Genomic DNA, 20069 nt, shown 5'->3' with positions numbered 1-20069 from the left:
AAGGAACGGCAGGGAACCGCGAGGAACGGTGGCGGACTGCGAGGAATGCCGAGGGACGGCAAGGGACGCGCCCGCCCGGCGCGGAGGCCGGACGGGCGCGGAGAAGGGAGTCAGTCAGCCCTCCTGCGGATGTCAGCGGGCGTGGCGGTCCAGGCGGGCGTGGAGCAGGTTGGGGTCGGTGGCGGTGAGGTAGGCGGCGCTGGGCACGTAGACGTCGGTGCCGCGCACCGCGACGGTGGTCGGGTTCTGGAGGCCGTCGGAGGCGTCCAGGACGACGCTGCTGGTGCCGTCGGCGGCGATGCGTACGACTTGGTCGGGGACGTCGAGTGCGGCGAGGATCTCGGTGCCGCGGCCGGTGAAGGTGAAGTCGTCGATCCCCGCGAGGCCGGTCGCCCGGACCTCCGGCGCGCCCGCCCGGTGATCGCGGCCGATGGGCAGGCTCAGTACGGTGCCCCGGTCGAGGTTGGTCACCCACAGCGCGCCGTCGTGCACCTGGGCGCCGTTGACGCCGAGGAAGCCCTGCGCGGCGAGTTCCGGCGCGGTCGACCAGGCGGTGGCGTGCCCGCCGCCGGCCGGGACCGACCACACGGTGCCCAGGACCGAGTCCGTGATGTAGAAGGCCTGCGAACGGGCGTCGTAGGCAAGGCCGTTGGGCAGGCCGTCGGCAGGGAGCGCGGCGATGCGCTCCGGGGTCGAGCTGCCCGGTCGCAGTCGCCACAGTCCGGTCAGGTCGGCGGTGCCGGTGGCGTACAGGACGTAGAGGGTGCCGTCGGGGGCGCGGACGAGGCCGGTGGTCAGGGGGAAGCCGAGCGCGGGGGTGTGGACACCTCCGTCGGAGGGAGCCGGGAGCGTCGCCAGGACCCGGGCCGTGCCGTCACGGCCGATGCGGGCGACCTGGCGGGCACCGGCGAACGTCACGTCCAGGGAACCGTTCGGCTCGATGACGGCGTTCTCCGGCATCTGCCCCTTGGCCAGGTCGAAGTGGCTCACGATCCGGGCCTCGGAGAGGGGCGGGGTGGCGGCCGACGCCTGGGTCGCGGTGACGACTGTCGTGAGCGAGAGACCGGCCGCGGCGGCGGCCAGGACGGTACGCATGAGTGTCTTCTTCATGATCCCTTGCAGGTTTTCGGGCAGGCCGGCGGAGCGCACGGCATGCGAGAGGTGGTGAGGGGGAGTGGGTAATAAGTGACGGATATTCAGTTCCGATTGCCGGTGACTGTGTTGGGGTCCTTGAACCCCGTCGGGAGCGGTCGCGGAGCGCCCCGCGCCTTCTGCCGCCGGTCCGCGTGGAGATCCCGCGTACGGCCGTCGAGGAACGCCGACTCCGTCAAGTTGGGGCGCTCCGCGGGCCGGTCCGGGCTCTCCGGGGCGAGGTGCCCCGCGAACAGCGGGTGCCCCGTCCGGTTCCAGGCCGGCACGTCACGGCGCCGGCCCAGCACGAGCACCGGCACCTCGGTCAGCGCCGACACGAACTGCCGTGTCGCGGGCGCCACTTGCTCGGGCGGCTCGGTGCGAGGTCACACCGGGCGGCGCCGTGCCGCCGCGAGGTCGTGCGGAGGGAGCCGCTCGGCCGCGTCCAACTCCGGGGACCGGGCGATCGGTTCGAGGGCTTCTCGCGCTTTCCGTTCATGACGCCCAGTCTGGTCCGCCGCTCCGGTACCAGCCACACCCTGCCGTGGATAGGCAGCGGCGGCCGGGGCGGCCCGCCGCTGCGCCTGAAGTGCCCGACCCGGCTCAGAGGGTCGCCGAGTGGTCGGGGACGTGGGTCTGCAGATCGCGCGGCGGGCGTTCGTAACCGGTCGACGGCGGACGGGGCGGCAGGTCGAGAACGGGCGGTGCCACCTCGTGGTAGGGCAGCGAGTCGAGCAGATGGGCGATCATGTTCAGCCTGGCCCGGCGCTTGTCGTCGCTCTCGACGACGTACCACGGCGCCTCCGCGATGTCGGTGTGCACCAGCATCGCGTCCTTGGCCCGCGAGTAGGCCTCCCAGCGGGTGATCGACTCCAGGTCCATCGGCGAGAGCTTCCAGCGGCGCAGCGGATCCTCCAGCCGCTTGCGGAACCGCTCCTGCTGCTCGGTGTCACTCACCGAGAACCAGTACTTGCGCAGCACGATCCCCGCCTCGACCAGCATTCGCTCGAAGATCGGGCACTGGCGCAGGAAGAGCTGGTACTCCTCCTTCGTACAGAAGCCCATCACCTGCTCGACCCCGGCCCGGTTGTACCAGCTGCGGTCGAACAGCACGATCTCCCCGGCGGCCGGCAGGTGCTCGACGTACCGCTGGAAGTACCACTGGGTGCGCTGCCGGTCGGTGGGCTTGGGGAGGGCCGCGATCCGGGCGACGCGCGGGTTGAGGTGTTCGGCGACGCGTTTGATGGTGCCGCCCTTGCCCGCCGCGTCCCGGCCCTCGAAGACGACCACCAGCCGGGTGCCCTCGGCCCGCACCCATTCCTGCACCTTCACCAACTCGGTTTGCAGTCGCAGCAGTTCGCGCTCGTACGTGGTGCGCGGCAGCTTTGCCGCCTGTGTGCCGGCCATGCCGCCTCTTCCCTTCGCCGACGTGCGCGGTCTCCCGTGCCCGAGGTCGGGCACCAGGACAGCACGGTACGTTCCGCCGACGGTGGGCGCACCCCGGACCGGGTGACGGCGGGAACGGGGTCCGGGGGAGGCCGTCCGGTTCCAGGCGGCCCGGCCCGCGCGTTCCCGCCCCGCCATTCCCAATTTCTGGAACACGTTCTACGGTGTGCGCCGTCAGGACCGGCCTTGGGGAGCCTGGAGGCGCCGTGCATCTCGAATACACGCCTGAACAGCACCGGCTGCGCACCGAACTGCGCGCCTACTTCACCGAGTTGGTGCCCGACCACGCCTACGCCCGCTACGCCGACCCGGCCGCCCAGAAACGCTTCTACCGCGACACCATCCGCAGGCTCGGCACCGACGGCTGGCTCGGCGTCGGCTGGCCCGAGGAGTTCGGCGGGCGGGGGCTGAGCCCCATGGAACAGTTCATCTTCTTCGACGAGGCCGCACAGGCCGGCGTCCCGCTGCCCCTGATGGCGCTCAACACCGTCGGCCCGACCATCATGCGGTTCGGCACCGGCGAACAGAAGGCGTACTTCCTGCCCCGGATCCTCTCCGGCGAGATCGACTTCGCGATCGGCTACAGCGAGCCGGAGGCCGGTACCGACCTCGCCGCCCTCAAGACGCGGGCCGTCCTCGACGGTGACGCGTACGTCGTCAACGGTCAGAAGATCTGGACCACCAACGGCGACACCGCGGACTGGGTCTGGCTCGCCGTGCGCACCGACCCGGACGCCCCGCCGCACAAGGGCATCACCATGCTCCTGGTGCCGACCACCGACCCCGGCTACTCCTGCACCCTCATCAACACCCTCGCCTCGCACGACACGACCGCGAGCTACTACGAGAACATCCGCGTCCCCGTCTCCCACCGCGTCGGCGCGGAGAACCAGGGCTGGCGGCTGATCACCAACCAGCTCAACCACGAACGCGTCACCCTCGCCGCCCACGGCACGATGGCCATCCGCGCCCTGCACGACGTACAGCGCTGGGCGACCGGGACCAAGCTCGCCGACGGCCGCCGCGTCGTCGACCTGCCCTGGGTGCGCCGCCTGCTGGCCCGCACCCACACCAGGCTCGACGCGATGAAACTCCTCAACTGGCAGATGGTCAACGCCGTCCAGGAGGGCACCCTCACCCCGCAGGACGCCTCCGCCGTCAAGGTCTACGGCTCCGAGGCGCGCCGGGACGCCTACGCCTGGCTCATGGAGATCGTCGCCGCGGCCGGCGCCCTCAAGGAGGGTTCGGCGGGCGCCGTCCTCCACGGCGAGCTGGAACGCGGCTACCGCTCCGCCGTGATCTTCACCTTCGGCGGCGGCAACAACGAGATCCAGCGCGAGATCATCTCCTGGATCGGCCTCGGAATGCCCCGGGTACGGCGCTAGCTAAGCTAGGAGAAACCCGTCGGGCATTCCCGCAGAACCGTCCACGGGTATCAGGCCGGTGGATCCGGAGTGTGAGGAGCCGGGAAGGAGTCGGGAGGGGATTCGCGGTACCCCGTATCCCCTCCCGACACCTGTCCAGCTACGCGACGACGAAATAGAACTTCTCGTTCTCGCCGCCATTGGCGTTGATTTGGCAGTTCACCGTTCCACCGGGGCCGGTGGCGGAGGTCACCCCACTGCCGGTCACCATGCGCAGATAGATGTTCGGGAAGGACGGCGACCCGAAGGAGACCGAGCCGTCCGCCTGGGGGAGGACGTTGTACTTCTCGTACGGGCCCGCGCTGTATTGGCAGTTGACCGTCCCCCCGCCGGCCATGGTGGTGGGTACCCCGGTGCCGTCCATGCGCAGGTACACGTTCGGGAAGGCCGTCGACTCGAAGGAGAACGAACCGTCGGTCTGCGGGTGGATCTTGAACGTCGACCAGGTGCCTATGCCGTATTGGCAGTTGACTTTGCCCCCTCCGGCGTCGGTGGAGGTGGTCACCCCGGTGCCGTCCAAGCGCAGGAATATGTTCTGGAAGAACGTCGACTGGATCGCGATCGGCACGTCGCCGAGTTTCGTGAGGTCGGTTACCGATAACGGCATGATGGTCTCTCCTTATGTCCGCATGTGTCGCGGACGCGGCTTCGAAGTCAGCGCCGCCGTCCTGCGGCGCTGCATGTCGGGCTAGCGGGATCCATCCAGTTCAGCGCTTACGGCGGCGGGTGCGGAAACGGTGCGGAGTGCCACCGCAGTTCGGTTGATCGAGATCCCGCCGGTGACGGCAACAGGCAGCATCGGTGTGGTCACCCACTGTTGTCGATAGGGCATCCGATGGGGACATCCAGAACCGGCCACTGTCCCCCCGCGGCTCAGTGAGGGCAGACCGCACCGCTCGGCCGGTCAGCAAGGAGATCTGCCGTGCCAGACCCCGCCGCGAGGACGTCTAGCGCAGTTCGATCACGACCCGCTACGCGTCCTGCCCCCGCACGGTCGTGTTCCAGGGCCCCGAGCCTCCGGACCCGCTCCCTCCGCAGCCGTACGGCCGACGCGGCAGTGCGGTCTGCTCGCGGTGCTGCGTTTTCTTCCCTATGGGCGTCGCGCGGGCGGCGGCAGTCTGCTGCGAAACACGGTTTGGAGGCTCACAGTGACAGCAGGCCCGGCCCCCGAAGGGGCACCGTACGACGTCGACACCCGCACGGCATCCTTCGCACAGCGCCGGCTGTGGTTCCTGGACCAGCTGTCCGGGTCCTCCGCCGGATCGATGCTCCCGCTGGTCCTGCGGCTGCGGGGAACCCTGGACGCGGGCCGGCTGGAGCGGTCCCTGGCCGGGATCGTGGCCCGGCACGACGTACTGCGTACCCGGTTCACCGCCGTCGACGGGGAGCCGGTGCCGGTCGTGGACGCCCCCGCGGACTTCGTCCTGGAACGCACCGTCGCGGCCGGCCCGGACGACCTGTTCGCCCGCTGCCTGGACCGCCCCGTCGACCTGGCCGCGCAGCACCCGGTCCGCGCCACGCTCGCCCGCGTGGCGCCCGACGAGCACCTGCTGCTGGTGGAGGTGCACCACATCGCCGTGGACGGCTGGTCGTGGGGCGTGCTGCTGGACGAACTGGCCGCCGGATACCGCGGCGAGCCGGTCACCGCGCCCGCCGTGCGCTACGGCGACCTCGCCCGCGCCCAGGCCGAACGCCTCGGCGGCGAACGGCTGGAACGCCTGCTCGGCCACTGGCGTGAGCGGCTCGCCGGCCTCACCCCGCTCGACCTGCCGACCGACCGGCCGCGGCCCCGCGTGTGGGACGGCTCCGGTGACGTCGTGCGCTTCGACCTGCCCGCCGACCTGGTCGCCGCCGTGGACGCCCTGGCCCGGTCGCGGCGCGCCACCCGCTACATGCTCCTGCTCACCGCCTACCAGGCACTCCTCGGCCACTGGTCGGGCCGTACCGATGTCGCGGTGTGCAGCACGCTCGCCGACCGGGCCCAGCGCGGTGCGGGCGCCGTGATCGGCCCGCTGGTCAACACGGTCGTCCTGCGGACGGACCTGACCGGCAGGCCCGGCTTCGCCGAACTGCTGGACCGGGTACGGGACCGGGCGCTGGCGGACCTCTCGCACGCGGAGGCACCCTTCGACCTCGTGGTCAGCGCCCTCGGCGGAGCCCGCGACCTGTCCCGGCACCCCCTCGCGCAGGCGTCGTTCACCCTGCTCAACACCCCGATCCGCCCGCTGCGGATGCCCGGCCTCGACGTGTCGCTGGTCGAGCCGCCGCTGACCGGGACGCCGCTGGACGTCTTCCTCGACCTCACCCTGCGCGCGGACGGCAGCATCGCCGCCATCCTCCAGTACGCCACCGCGCTGTTCGACGCCGCCACGATGCGCGCGTTCGCCCGTGCCTACGTCGCACTGCTGCGTGCCGTCCTGGCGGACCCCGGCACCCCCGTGCAGGACCTGGCCCGCGCCCTGCCCGCCGGACCCGGCGCCCCGGCCCGCCCCCTCCCCGCGTGGCACCTCGCCCCCGACCGGCCGGCCCGCCCGATACCGTCCCTCGCCTTCGCCGGCGAGCCCGGCGCCACGGCCCTGCGCTGCGGCGACGACACCGTCACCTACGCGGAACTCGACACCATGACCGGCTCACTCGCCGCGGCGCTGCGGGCCGCCGGGGTCGGCTCGGGCAGCCCGGTCGGCGTGCTGCTGCGCCGCGGCCTGTGGTCCGTCGCCGCCATCGAGGGGATCTGGCGGGCAGGCGGCGCGTACGTGCCCCTGGACCCCGAACTCCCCGCCGCACGGCTGAAGTTCATGGCGGAGGAGGCCCGCCTCACCTGTATGGTCGCCGACCCGGCGACGGCCGACACCGCCACCGCACTCGCGCCGGTCACGGTCGACGTCACCACCGTCACCCCGGTCCCGGACGGTCCACGCCACCAGCCGCACCCGCGTGAACTGGCCCACGTCATCTTCACCTCCGGGTCCACCGGCCGGCCCAAGGCCGTGGGCGTCGAGCACGCCGCGCTCGCCTCGCACGTCGCCGCCGCCCGCGAGCGGCTCGGCATCAACGCCGCCGACCGGGTGCTGGCCTTCGCCTCCTTCTCCTTCGACGCCTCCCTCGACCAGGTGCTGCCCGCCCTCACCACCGGCGCCACCGTCGTCATGCGCCCCGACGAGCCCTGGCTGCCCACCCAGGTGCCGGAGATCGTCCAGCGGCACGCCCTGACCGTCGTCAACGTTCCCCCCACCTACTGGTCCGAGCTCACCCTCGCCCTCGACCGGCGCCTGGCCGCGGCCCTCGGCTCCCTGCGCCTGCTCGTCCTCGGCGGCGAAGCCGTCCCGCCCGACACCCTCACCGCGTGGCGCGCCGCCGTTCCCTGGGTGCGTGTCTGCAACGCCTACGGGCCCACCGAGACGACCGTCACCGCCACCACCTACGACGCCGACGACCCGCCCGCCGGCAGCGTGCCCATCGGCCGTCCCCTCGGCGACCGACGGGTGTACGTGGTCGACGCCGACGACGAGCCGGTGCCCGTCGGGGTCTCCGGCGAACTCCTCATCGGCGGCACCGAGGTGGCCCGCGGCTACCTGGGACGCCCCGCCCCCACCGCCGAACGCTTCGTCCCCGACCCCTACGGGCCGCCCGGCAGCCGCCTCTACCGCACCGGTGACCTCGTCCGCTGGACGCAGGGCGGAGACCTGGAGTTCCTCGGGCGCCGCGACGACCAGGTCAAGATCCGCGGCTTCCGGATCGAACTCGGCGAGGTGGAGACCGTACTGCGCAACTGCCCGCTCGTCACCGCGTCCGCCGTCCGCCCCGACCGAGCCACCGGACGCACCCTCACCGGCTACGTCGTACCGGCCCCGGACGCACCCGGCGCCCCGGACCGCGCGGAGCTGCGGGCCTGGTGCGCGCGGTATCTGCCGCACTACGCCGTGCCCTCCGAGTTCGTCGTGCTGGACGCCCTGCCGGTCGGGGTCTCCGGCAAGCTCGACCGCTCCGCCCTGCCCGACCCCGCCCACGCCCGCTCGGCCGCCGACTCCGCCTACACCGCGCCCCGCGACGAGACGGAGCGGATCGTCGCCGAGGTGTGGGCCGACGTCCTCGGAGTGGACCGGGTCGGCATCGACGACAGTTTCTTCGACCTGGGCGGCCACTCGCTGCTGGCCACCATGGCGGTCTCCCGGATCGCCCAGCGGCTGGGCCGCGAGATCGAACTGCGCACCGTCTTCGAGAACCCCACCGTCCGCGGCTTCGCCCCGTGCGTCGCCACCGCCCGCACGTCCGGCGTGGCCGAGGTGGTGCCGGTCGACCGCGGCCGGCCGCTGCCGCTGTCCTTCGCCCAGGAACGGCTGTGGTTCCTGGACCGCACCTCCGACCGTGGCGACTCCTACCTGCTGTGGTACTGCTGGCGGACGCGCGGCGGCCTGGACCGCACCGCCTGGCAGCAGGCCCTGGACGACCTGGTGGAACGGCACGAGGTGCTCCGCACCGCGCTCGTCGAGTCCGACGGCCGCCCCGCGCAGCGGATCTGCGCCCCGGCGGCGGTCCCCCTCCAGTGGGAGCGGGCGCCCGGGGCACCGGACGAGCAGGGCCGGCTGGACGCCGTACGGGAGCGGGCCGTGGCCCTCGCCACGCGCCGCTTCGACCTCACGAGGCCGCCCCTGCTGCGGGCCGGCGTGTGGGAGCTGGCCGAGGACGACCACGTGGTCCTCCTCGCCCTGCACCACGCCGTCACCGACGGCTGGTCCAAGGGCGTCCTGCTGAACGAACTCGTCCAGCACTACGAGGCCCGCCGCTCGGGCCGGCGCGCCACGCTGCCGCCGTTGCCCGTGCAGTACGGCGACTACGCGGTCTGGCAGCGCGACCGCGCCGACAGCGGCGCCCTCGAACCCCAACTCGCATACTGGGAAAGCACGTTGGAGGGGGCGCCCGCGCTGGAACTGCCCCTGGACCGGCCCCGGCCGGCCGCGTTCACCGGTCGCGGCGGCGCCGTGGAGGTCGAGCTGCCCGCCGCTCTCGTCGACCGGGTGGACGCCTTCGCGGGCGAGCGCGGCGCGACCCGGTTCATGGTGCTGCTGGCCGCCGCCCAGGCGGTGCTGGCCCGCTGGTCCGGGCAGACCGACGTGTCCGTGGGCACACCCGTCGCCGGCCGCGGGAGGCTCGAACTGGAGCCGCTGGTCGGCTTCTTCGTCAACACCGTCGTGCTCCGCACGGACCTGTCAGGGCGGCCCACCTTCGCCGGACTCGTGGACCGGGTACGGGACGTCGTCCTGGGCGCCTTCGACCGCCAGGAGGTGCCGTTCGAGCGGGTCGTGGAGCGGCTGCGCCCCGAACGCGACCTGTCCCGCAACCCCTTGTTCCAGGTCATGGTGGACGTCCAGGACGCCTCCACGGGCGGCTCCGGCCTGCCGGGGCCGGCCGCCACCGACTTCACGCTGCCCTGGGGCTCGGCCAAGTTCGACCTGACGGCCACCTTCGTGGTCCGGCCGGACCGGTTCGCCCTCAACGTCGAGTACGCCGCCGACCTCTTCGACCCGTCCACCGCCACCCGGTTCGCCGAGCACGTGGGACGGCTGCTGGAGAGCGTCGTCGCCGACCCCGCCGTACGCGTCGACGAGGCACCGCTGCTCTCGGCGGCGGAGCGGGAGCACCTGGTGGCGGGTGCCGGCCGGGACATGGCGCCCGCGCCCGGGTTCCGGGTGCGGGGCCGGGCGGACGCCCCGGCCGTCGTCTGCGAGGGCACCACCCTCGACCACGCCGGGCTGGACGCCCTGACCGGCGGGCTGGCCGCCGCCCTGGCCGACGCGGGCGTGCTCCCGGGCGACGCCGTGGGGGTGTGCGTCGGCCGGGGCGTGTGGCTGGTGGCCGCGCTGCTCGCCGTCTGGCGGGCGGGCGGCGTGTACGTTCCGCTCGACACCCGGATCCCCGAGGAACGCCTCCGGTACATGCTCGGCGAGGCCGGGGTGCGGCACGTGGTGACCGACGCGGGCACCCGGGAGAAGGCGACCGCGCTCGGGGCCACGGCGATCGACGTCGGCCAGGTCCGGCCGGCCCCCGACGGCCCCCGGCACACCCCGTCCCCCGGCGACCTCGCCTACGTCATCTTCACCTCCGGCTCCACCGGCCGCCCCAAGGCCGTCGGGGTCGAACACCACGCCCTGGACGCCCATGTGGCCACCGCCCGCGAGGCGTTCGCGCTGACCGCCGAGGACCGGGTGCTCACCTTCGCGTCCACCTCCTTCGACGCCTCGCTGGAACAGATCCTGCCCGCGCTGAGCGCCGGAGGGACGGTCGTCGTGCGCCCGGACGAGATCTGGGCGCCGGAGGAACTCGCCGCCCGGGTCGAGGCCGAGCGGGTGACCGTCATGGAGCTCACCCCGTCCTACTGGGCGGAACTGGTGGCCCGGCTGGACACGTTGGCCCCCCGACTGGGCTCGCTGCGGATGCTGGTGACGGGCGGGGAGGCACTGCCCACCGACCCCCTGGAGCGCTGGTTCGCGCACCTGCCCGGGGTGCCCGTGATCAACACCTACGGCCCCACCGAGGCGGTGATCTCCGCCACCGCGCACACCGTCGACGGCGTCCCGCGCGGCCGGGTGCCGATCGGCCGCGCCCTGGGCAGCCGCCGTACCTACGTCGTCGACGCCCTGGGCGAGCTCGTCCCGGACGGCGTGCCCGGCGAACTCCTCGTCGGGGGAACGGAGTTGGCGCGCGGCTATCTGAACAGGCCCGCGCCGACCGCCGAGCGGTTCGTACCCGACCCGTTCGGCGGGCGCGGCGGCCGGCTCTACCGCACCGGTGACGTCGTACGCCGACTGCCCACCGGCGAGCTGGAGTTCCTCGGCCGCAACGACGACCAGGTCAAGATCCGCGGCTTCCGCGTCGAACCCGGAGAGGCCGAGGCCGTGCTGCGCGGCCACCCCGGAGTGCGGGGCGCGGCCGTCGTGGTCCGCACCCTGCACGGCGAGGCCGCCCTCGTCGGCTACGCGGCGGGCGGCGGACTGTCGCAGGAGTCCCTGGAGACGCACTGCCGGGCCCACCTGCCGCACTACCTGGTCCCGTCGGCGTTCGTCCTCCTGGACGCCCTGCCGCTGACCGTGCAGGGAAAGCTGGACACCGCCGCCCTGCCCGAGCCCGTGACCCGCGCACCGCACACCTTCGTGGCGCCGCGCACCCCGGCCGAGACGGTCGTCGCGCAGATCTGGTGCGAGGTGCTCGACCTGCCCCGGGTCGGCGTCCACGACGACTTCTTCGCCCTGGGCGGCCACTCCCTGCGCGCGGTGTCGGTCGCCTCCCGCCTGCGGACCGCCTTCGACTGCCCGCTACAGGTCCGGGACCTGTTCGAACACCCCACCGTGGAACGGCTCGCCGCCGAGGTGGAGCGCCGGCTGCTGGAGCTGATCTCGCAGCTGAGCGACGACGAGATCGACCTGTCCCTCACGGCCGACTTCTGACCCGTCGCCCGCGCCCGCCTCTTCCTCGAATTCCTCACCCCAGACCTTGGATCGGAGTGCCCTCATGACCACATCCGACGTGCGTCCCGGCGCCCTCGCCGCGAGCGGCGGCCTCTCCCCGGCCGCCCGGCGGCTGCTGGAGCAGCGCCTGCGCGGCCGGGCCGCCGTACGGGACGACGGGCCGGCCCGGGTCCGGCCCCGCCCGGCCCGGCTCCCGCTCTCCGCCGCCCAGCAGCGCCTGTACTTCCTGGACCGGCTCGACCCGGGCGCGCCCACCTACCTGCTCCCCGCCGCCTGGCGGTTCACCGGCCCGCTGGACCTGCCGGCCCTGCGCGCGGCCGTCGCGGACCTGGTCGCCCGGCACGAGCAGCTGCGGGTCGTCTTCCCCGAGCACGAGGGCGTCCCCTACCAGCGCGTGCTCCCCGCCGACGGCGCGGTCCTGGAGGTGGTGGAGGCGACCGGCGAGACCGCCGAGGAGCGTGAACGGTCCCTGTCGGCCGCAGTGCACGCCGCCGCGGTGCGCCCCTTCGACCTCGCCCGTGAGCCCGCCTTCCGCGCCACCCTGGTCCGCGCGGCCGACGACGACCACGTGCTGGTCCTGGCCATGCACCACATCGTCTCCGACGGCTGGTCCCTCGGCCTCGTCGTGCGCGACCTGAGCGAGCTGTACCGGGCCCGCAAGGAGGGGCGCGCCGCGCTCCTGCCCGAACTGCCCCTCGACTACAGCGACTACGCGATCTGGCAGCGCCGGAGCGACCAGTCCGCCGCCCTCGACCACTGGCGCACCCGGCTGGCCGGCCTCACCCCGCTGGAGCTGCCCACGGACCGCCCCCGCTCCGACACCCCCGGCAGTCGCGGCGCCGCCCACGGCGTCACCCTGCCGGCCGCGCTGACGGACGCGCTCGCCGCGCTGGGCCGCCGCGCCGGCACGACCCCCTACATGACGGTGCTGGCCGCGTTCCAGGCCGCGCTGGCCTTCCACAGCGGGCAGCGCGACATCGCCGTCGGCACGGTCGTCGCCAACCGGGAGCGGGCCGAGACCGAGCAGCTCGTCGGCTTCTTCGTCAACACCCTCGTGCTGCGCGGCGACCTCTCCGACGACCCCACCCCGGCCGCGCTGCTGGCCCGTACCCGGGACCGGGTGCTGGAGGCGTTCTCGCACCAGTCGGTGCCGTTCGAGCAGGTCGTCGACGCGCTGAGCCCGGAGCGCGACCTCGCCCGCAACCCGCTCGTCCAGGTGCTTTACACGCACACCGACACCACGGCGTCCGGCTTGGCCCTGGGGCAGGCGGACGGGACGCCGTACCGGATCGACCTCACCACCGCCAAGTTCGACCTCACCCTCGACCTGCGCCACGGCGACGGACGCACCGACCTGGTCCTCGTCTACCGGCCCGACCTGTTCGACGAGGCCACCGTCGCCGCCCTCGCCCGGCACACCGTGACCCTGCTGGAGGCGTTCTGCGCCGCCCCCGACACCCCGCTCAGCGCCGTCGACCCGCTCACCGCCGCCGAACGCGGCCACCTCCTCGGCCCGGACGGCCCCGCCCGCACCGGTACCGACGCCACCGTGGCCGCGCGCACCGCTCCCGACCGCCTCGCCGAGCACATCGCCGCCACCCCGCACGCGACCGCGGTGAGCGGGTCGGGACGCTCCCTGACCTACGCCCAACTCGACGCCCGCGCCTCTGAGTTGGCCCGGCGACTGCGTGCCGCGGGCGTCACCCGGGGCTCGCTCGTCGGCGTCTGCCTCGACCGCACCCCCGACCTGGCCGCCGCGCTGCTGGCCGTCTGGCGGGCCGGTGCCGCCTACCTGCCGCTCGACCCCTCGCACCCGAAGGCGCGCCGCGAGTTCACCGTCGCCGACTCCGGTGTCGAGTGGATCGTCACCGACACCGCCACCCGCGCCGCCGTCGAGGAGCTGCCCGTCCAGCTGGTCGTGCTCGACACCGACGACGCTCAGGCCCCCGCGGCGAGCGACGACATCCTCCCGGCCCCCGACGACCTCGCCTACGTCATCTACACCTCCGGCTCCACCGGCCGGCCCAAGGGCGTCGAGGTCACCCACGGCAACCTGGCCTGGCTGCTGGGCGCCGCCGACCGGCACTTCGACTTCGGCCCCGCCGACGTGTGGACCCTGATGCACTCGCCGGCCTTCGACTTCTCGGTGTGGGAGCTGTGGGCGCCGCTCGCCGGCGGCGGACGCGTCGTCGTGCTCGGCGCGGACGAGGTGCGCGACCCGGCGGCCGTCCACCGGGTGCTGCGCGAGGAGGGCGTCACCGTCCTCAACCAGACCCCGGCCGCCTTCAAGGGCCTGCGCGCGCACCTGAAGGACACCGGCGCCGGCTTCTCCGACCTCGCCCTGCGCACCGTCGTCTTCGGCGGCGACGCCTTCGACGTACGCGACTACCAGGACTGGTTCACGGCCGAGGGACACCGCCCCGCGCTGGTGAACATGTACGGCATCACCGAGACCACCGTGCACGTCACGATCCGCACGATCACCGCCGAGGACGTCGACGGCGGTGTCCGCTCGCCCATCGGACGGCCGCTCGCCGGGCAGCACGGCTACGTCCTCGACTCCTGGGGCCGGCTCGTGCCGCCCGGCAGCGTCGGCGAACTCCACGTCTCCGGCGGCGGGGTGGCCCGCGGCTACCTCAACCGGCCCGAACTGACCGCCGAACGCTTCCTCGACGACCCCTTCGGCGCACCCGGCGCCCGCATGTACCGCACCGGCGACCTGGTCCGGGTGCTGCCCGACGGACAGCTCGGTTACGTCGGCCGCGCCGACCACCAGGTGAAGATCCGCGGCTACCGCATCGAGCCCGGCGAGATCGAGACCGCCCTGCGCGCCCTGCCCGGCGTCACCGACGTCGCCGTGGTGGCCCGCCGCGACGACGGCACGGCCCGTCTCGTCGCGCACGTCGTCACGCCTGAGGGCCGCCCGCTCGACCCGCCCGCGCTGCGCGAGGGACTGCGGCTGACCCTGCCGGACTACATGGTCCCGGCGCTCTTCGTCCGCCACGAGCGGCTGCCCCTGACCGCCAACGGCAAGGTCGACCGGGCCGCGCTGAACGCCGTACGGCCCGTGTCGGGCGGACAGCAGGCGCACCTGCCGCCCGAGGGACCCGTGGAGCAGGCCCTCGCCGGGGTGTGGAGCCAGGTGCTCGGCGCCGAACACGTCGGCCGCGGCGACAACTTCTTCGACCTGGGCGGCGACTCCATCCTGGCCCTGCGCCTGGTCGGCCTCGGCCGTCTCGCCGGGCTCGGCTTCACCGTCGCCGACGTCTTCCGCGCCCGTACCCTGGCCGACCTGGCCACGCTCGTCACCGAGGCCGGCGACGCCCCGGAACCGGTCGCCCCCTTCTCCCAGCTCGACCCGGCCGACGCCGGCCGGCTGCCCGACGGACTGGCCGACGCCTACCCGCTCACCATGCTCCAGGCGGGCATGCTGCACGAGATGCTCGCCGACCCGCGGCGCGGCGCCTACCACAACGTCACCGACCTGAAGATCACCGTCCCCGAGGGCTTCGACCTCGACGCGTTCCAGGCCGCCGTGGACGCGGTGGTCGCCGGCCACCCGATCCTGCGCACCTCCGTCGACCTCGTCTCCTACCGGGAGCCCCTCCAGCTCGTCCACCGGGGCGCCCGCCTGCCCGTCGGCTACACCGACCTGCGCGCACTGCCGCGCGAGGAGCGGCGGGCGCGGCTGCGTGCCTTCATGGACGAGGAGTTCGAGCGCCGCTTCGACCTCGCCGCCGCCCCCCTCGTCCGCATCCACCTCCACCACATCACCGACCACGAGCTGCGACTCGTCCTCACCGACTGCCATGTCGTCCTGGACGGCTGGAGCCTGACCTCGCTCGTCGCCGACCTGCTCGCCCTGCACCGGGAGGCCGTCGCCCACCGCCGCGCCCCGCAGCCGCCGGCCGCGCCGCCCTTCGCCGAGTACGTCGCCCTGGAGCGGGCCGCGCTCGGCAGCGAGGAGGCCCTGACGTACTGGCGTGACCGGCTCGCCGACCTGCGGCCCGTCACGTTCCGCCGGCGCGCGGCCGGCTCGGTGGCCGGCCAACCGCCGGTGCACGAGGTCCGCCGCTCCTACGCCCATCTCGCCGAGCGGATCAGCAAGCTGGCCAAGGAGGCCGGTGTGCCCCGCCGTACCGTGCTGATCACGGCCTTCCACCACACCATGAGCCTGTTCGCCGACCGGGACGCCGAGGCCGACGGCGTCCTCGGCCACAGCGTCGGGCTGGTCACCAACGGGCGGCCCGAGGTGCCCGGAGCCGACCGGATGCGCGGACTCTTCCTGAACACCGTGCCGTTCGGCGTGGCCCGCCCGCGGGAGAGCTGGCTGGCGTATCTGCGGGACGTCTTCACGGCCGAGCAGGAGATGCTGCCGCACCGCAGGGTTCCCCTGGTCCGGATCGCCCGCCTGCGGCCCACCGAGCCGAGCCTGACCGACGCCGTCTTCAACTACGTCAACTTCCACCGGCTCTCGCACGACTCCTGGGACGAGTCCCTGGAGATCGCCCGGACCATGTTCCCGCTGCTGGTGAACGCGAGCGTCAACGCCTTCACCCTCGACGCGGACCCGGAGTTCGTCGCACCGGCCACCGCCGAGCAGCTGGCCGACGTGTACTGCGCCCAGCTGGAGGCCATGGTCGCCGACCCGCACGCCCGGGTGACCCGGCCCGCGCTCACCGGCGCGGCCCGTGCCACCGCCCTCGACGTCTGGGGCCGGGGGCCCGACACTCCCTCCTCGCCCCTGTTGTTCCACGAGCACATCGCCGCCCACGTCGCCCGTACCCCGCACGCCGTCGCCGTCGAGCACCGCGGGCAGCAGCTGACCTACGCCCAACTGCATGAGCGGGCCGAGGAGTTGGCGCGGCGGCTGCGGCGGCTCGGGGTGGGCCCGGAGACCGTGGTGGGCATCTGCGCCGAGCGCGGTCCGGATCTGGTGCGTGCCGCCGTCGGTGTGCTGCGCTCCGGCGGCGCGTTCCTGCCGCTCGACCCCCAACACCCCACCGACCGGCTCGCGTTCATGGCCGAGGACAGCGGGATGAGGGTGTTGCTGACCCAGCGGGCGCTCGCCGGAACGGTGCCCTTCGACGGGCCGGTGATCCTCCTGGACGCCCCCGAGGAAGCCGAGGAGAACAGGGAGGCCGAGGAAACCGACGAAGCCGAAGGCGGCGCGGAAGCCGGGCCGTTCACGCGACAGGACGCCGACGCCGACACGCTCGCTTACATCATCTACACCTCGGGCTCCACCGGCACACCCAAGGGCGTGGCCATCCCGCACCGGGGCCTGTCCAACATGCTCGAAGGACAGCGCGACCTGGTGCGCCCCACCCCCGAGGACCGGGTGCTCCAGTTCGCCTCGTTCGGCTTCGACGCCTCGATCCTGGAACTCACCTGGTCCCTCGCCAACGGCGGCCGGCTGGTCACCGCGCCCAAGGAGGACCTGCGCCCCGGCCCCGACCTGGCCCGCACCCTGCGCGACGCCCGCGTCACCGGCGCCATGCTGCCGCCCAGCGCCCTCGCGGTGCTCGGCCGGGACGGCTTCCCCGACCTGCGGGTCCTCCAGGTCGCCGGCGAGGCCTGCCCCGCCGAACTCGCCGACCTCTGGTCGCGCGGCCGGCGCCTGCACAACGTCTACGGCCTCACCGAGACCTCCGTGTGGTCGGTCGCCGCGGAGCTGAGCCCCGGCCAGGGCACCCCGCCCATCGGCACCCCGATCCGCAACACCCGCGTGCACGTCCTGGACGACGACCTCCAGCCGGTACCGGCCGGCGTGCCCGGCGAGATCTACCTCGGCGGGCAGGCCGTCGGCCGCGGCTACCTGGGCCGGCCCGCACTGACCGCCGCGACCTACGTCCCCGACCCGTACGGCGCGCCCGGCGAGCGGCTCTGCCGCACCGGCGACCTCGGCACCCACCGGCCCGACGGGTCCGTGGAGTGGCTCGGCCGCCGCGACTCGCAGGTCAAACTGCGCGGCTTCCGCATCGAACTCGGCGAGATCGAGCACGCGTTGAGGGGTTTGCCCGAGGTCCGCCAGGCCGTCGTCCTCCACCGTACCGACCTGCCCGGCGAACCGGCGCTCGTCGCCTACCTCGTCGTCCACGGCCCCCGGCCCGGCCCCGAGGACCTGCGCCGCGCCCTGCGGGCCTCGCTGCCCGCGTACATGCTGCCCGCCCGTTTCGTCTTCCTCGACGAGATGCCCGTCAACCGCAGCGGGAAGATCGACAAGCGGGCGCTGCCCCTGCCGTCGGCCGAACTCGACCAGCGCGACACCGAGTACGTCGCCCCGTCCACCGCCGCCGAGAAGGTCCTCGCCGAGATCTGGCGCGAGGTCCTCGGTCTCGCCCGCATCGGCGTCCACGACGACTTCTTCCGCGTCGGCGGCAGCTCCCTGTCCACGGTCCGGGTCTCCCTGATGGCCGCCGCGCGGGGCCTGCCGGTGTCGGTCGGGGACCTGATCGAGCGCCCGACGATCGCCCAGCTCGCCGAGCACGCCACCCGTGTGGTCGGCGACGGACTGCCCGCCGCCGTCACCTCCGAGGTGCGGCTGCGCGAGGGCACGGGGGAGCCCCTGTGGTGCGTACACCCCACCGGCGGCAGCGCCGCCTGGTTCGTGCCGCTCGCCCGCGCCCTGCCGCCCGGCCGGCCCGTGCACGCCTTCCAGGCCCGCGGACTGCTCGGCGGCGTCGACCCGAGCACGGTGCCCGGCATCGCCGCCAACTACGTCGCGGAGATCACCGACCGCGACGACGCGGGCCCGCACGCCCTGCTCGGCTGGTCCATGGGCGCCAACATCGCCCTGGAGATGGCCACCCAGCTCGACGGCGCGGGGCACCCGGTCGCACCGCTCGTCCTGATCGAGCCGTACCTGCCCAACCCCGCCGCCCGCACCCGGCTGAACGGCGTCACCAAGGATCTCCGCGAGGCCCTGCGGATGCGGGACCGGCTGCGCGGGCTGCCGCCCTCCCCGCAGCGCGACCGGGCCACGGCCGAGCTCACCGCCACCCTGCTGGGCGCCGGCATGAGCCCCACCGAGGCGGCACTCGTCGAAGGCGCGCCGATCGAGGTGTGGCACTCACTCCTCGCCGCACTGGCCTCCTACGAGGTGCGCCCCTACCCCGGCCACATCCACCTCGTGGTCGGCAGCGAGGCCGCCGGACTGCCCCGCGGCCGCACCATGCCGGGCCTCGACGTCGACTACGACACCTACGTGGCCCGCTGGCGCGAGGTGGCCGGCGGCGGGCTCACCCTGCACATCAGTGACGGCGACCACATGTCGATGATGGCCGAGCCGAGGGTGAGCGGCATCGCCGACCTGCTCGTCGGGATCGAGAAGGGAGAGAACCGATGACGACCGCCACCGCCCCCCTCTTCACCGAGCGCTACCTGCTCTCCGCGGACATGATCGCCGACCCCTACGGTCACCTCGACGCGCTGCGCGCCCACGCCCCGGTCCACTGGAGCGCGATGCACCACGCCTGGCTCGTCACCGGCTACGACCAGGTGATGCGCTGCCTGCGCGACCCCGCGGTCTCCGCCGACCGGGTACGCCCCCTGATGGACGCCGTACCGCACGGTGCCCGTGCGGACGCCGAGCGGGCCTTCGGGATCCTGTCCCGCTGGATGGTCTTCAACGACCCGCCGCAGCACCGCAGGCTGCGCCAGGTCTTCCAGGAGGCCTTCGCCGCCCGCGCGGTGGCCCGCTACCGCGCCTTCACCGAGAAGGCGACCCGCGCCGTCCTCGCCCGCAAGGCCGTCGCCGGACGCACCGGCGACCTGATGGCCGACTTCGCCAAGCCCCTGCCCGCCCTGGTGTTCGCCCGCTGGCTCGGCATCCCGCGCACCGACGCGCCCTCCTTCTGGTACTGGAACGCCCGCGTCGCCGACCTCGTGCTCGGCACCGCCCAGGAGGAGAGCGAGTACCGGGCCTCGCTGCAGGCGCTGGTGAGCCTGGAGGACTACCTCGGAGCCCTCGTCGCGCGGCGCCGCGCCGAACCCGGTGACGACCTGATCAGCCAGGTGCTCCGGGAGGGCCGGGTGGGGGAGTCGGTCACGGCGGAGGAGTTCGTCGGGATGCTCACCCAGATGGCGTTCGCCGGCGGGGAGACCACCAGCAACCTCATCGCCAACACCGTCCTCGCCCTGCACACCAGGCCCGGCCAGCTCGCCGCCGTCCGCGCGGAACCCGACCTGGCGCTCGGGGCCGTGGAGGAGACGCTGCGCCTGGACGGACCGTCGAAGATGTCGATCCGTACCGCCGCCCGCGATCTCGACCTCGACGGCCACACCCTGCGCGCCGGCGACCGGATCTTCCTCGTCACCGCCGCCGCCAACCGCGACCCGGCCCGCTTCCCCGACCCCGGCCGGTTCGACGTCCGCCGCAGCGGTGCGACCCACCTCGGCTTCGGCTTCGGCGCGCACTTCTGCATCGGCGCCGCGCTGGCCCGTCTGGTGGCCGTGTCCGCGGTGCGCACGCTCGTCACCGACCATCCCGGCCTGACCCTCGCGGACCCCGGCGGCGAGACCTGGCAGCCCTCCCTGCTCAACCGCAGCCTCACCGCCCTGCCCGTCCACTACTGACCGGACCGCCGCGAGCGTCCGTCCGACG

General features: G+C 73.7%; 8 protein-coding genes. 4 read left to right on the top strand and 4 right to left on the bottom strand.

Translation table 11 applies throughout. From position 1 onward, the window contains the following. Window positions 1-132: 132 nt before the first annotated feature. The 3 genes from ABZT12_RS35570 to ppk2 all read right to left on the bottom strand — a co-directional run bounded on the left by ABZT12_RS35570 (window position 133) and on the right by ppk2 (window position 2538). Complete coding sequence (locus tag ABZT12_RS35570) at window positions 133-1110, bottom strand: hypothetical protein (RefSeq protein WP_356392777.1); 978 nt, start codon at window positions 1108-1110, stop codon at window positions 133-135. An 86-nt stretch (window positions 1111-1196) separates the two neighbouring features. Then, window positions 1197-1493, bottom strand: a complete 297-nt coding sequence (locus ABZT12_RS35565; protein WP_356392774.1) for a hypothetical protein — start codon at window positions 1491-1493, stop codon at window positions 1197-1199. A gap of 241 nt (window positions 1494-1734) precedes the next feature. Continuing rightward, on the bottom strand, window positions 1735-2538 hold the full coding sequence (ppk2, locus tag ABZT12_RS35560) for a polyphosphate kinase 2 (RefSeq protein WP_356392772.1): 804 nt from the start codon (window positions 2536-2538) through the stop codon (window positions 1735-1737). Window positions 2539-2783: 245 nt separating this feature from the next. On the opposite strand from ppk2, the gene ABZT12_RS35555 reads away from it, so the two are divergent. Next, window positions 2784-3962, top strand: a complete 1179-nt coding sequence (locus tag ABZT12_RS35555) for an acyl-CoA dehydrogenase family protein (protein WP_356392769.1) — start codon at window positions 2784-2786, stop codon at window positions 3960-3962. A gap of 139 nt (window positions 3963-4101) precedes the next feature. Here the strand turns inward: ABZT12_RS35555 and ABZT12_RS35550 are convergent, their stop codons facing one another. After that, complete coding sequence (locus ABZT12_RS35550; protein ID WP_356392766.1) at window positions 4102-4608, bottom strand: hypothetical protein; 507 nt, start codon at window positions 4606-4608, stop codon at window positions 4102-4104. A 541-nt stretch (window positions 4609-5149) separates the two neighbouring features. On the opposite strand from ABZT12_RS35550, the gene ABZT12_RS35545 reads away from it, so the two are divergent. From ABZT12_RS35545 to ABZT12_RS35535, 3 genes are all read left to right on the top strand, one after another. Next, a complete protein-coding gene (locus ABZT12_RS35545) occupies window positions 5150-11443 on the top strand; it encodes an amino acid adenylation domain-containing protein (protein WP_356392764.1) in 6294 nt (2097 codons plus the stop codon). 64 nt (window positions 11444-11507) lie between these two features. Next, window positions 11508-18812 (top strand): amino acid adenylation domain-containing protein, encoded by a 7305-nt coding sequence (locus tag ABZT12_RS35540; protein WP_356392761.1) that lies wholly within the window; start codon window positions 11508-11510, stop codon window positions 18810-18812. After that, window positions 18809-20041: a cytochrome P450 gene (locus ABZT12_RS35535; RefSeq protein ID WP_356392758.1), complete on the top strand. Its 1233-nt coding sequence runs from the start codon at window positions 18809-18811 to the stop codon at window positions 20039-20041. The genes ABZT12_RS35540 and ABZT12_RS35535 overlap by 4 nt, the downstream gene beginning before the upstream one ends. The last annotated feature ends 28 nt before the right edge of the window (window positions 20042-20069 follow it).

Origin of the sequence: Streptomyces sp. NPDC005423 (assembly GCF_040606415.1) — a bacterium.
GTDB lineage: Bacteria > Actinomycetota > Actinomycetes > Streptomycetales > Streptomycetaceae > Streptomyces.
The sequence above is the reverse complement of the archived record's forward strand: the minus strand, read 5'-3'. Positions and strand labels throughout refer to the sequence as shown.

Bases quoted from the DNA above. Each gene is read 5' to 3' on its own strand.
- ABZT12_RS35570 (WP_356392777.1), bottom strand. From the start codon at position 1,110: ATGAAGAAGACACTCATGCGTACCGTCCTGGCCGCCGCCGCGGCCGGT.
- ppk2 (WP_356392772.1), bottom strand. From the start codon at position 2,538: ATGGCCGGCACACAGGCGGCAAAGCTGCCGCGCACCACGTACGAGCGC.
- ABZT12_RS35550 (WP_356392766.1), bottom strand. From the start codon at position 4,608: ATGCCGTTATCGGTAACCGACCTCACGAAACTCGGCGACGTGCCGATC.
- ABZT12_RS35540 (WP_356392761.1), top strand. From the start codon at position 11,508: ATGACCACATCCGACGTGCGTCCCGGCGCCCTCGCCGCGAGCGGCGGC.
- ABZT12_RS35535 (WP_356392758.1), top strand. From the start codon at position 18,809: ATGACGACCGCCACCGCCCCCCTCTTCACCGAGCGCTACCTGCTCTCC.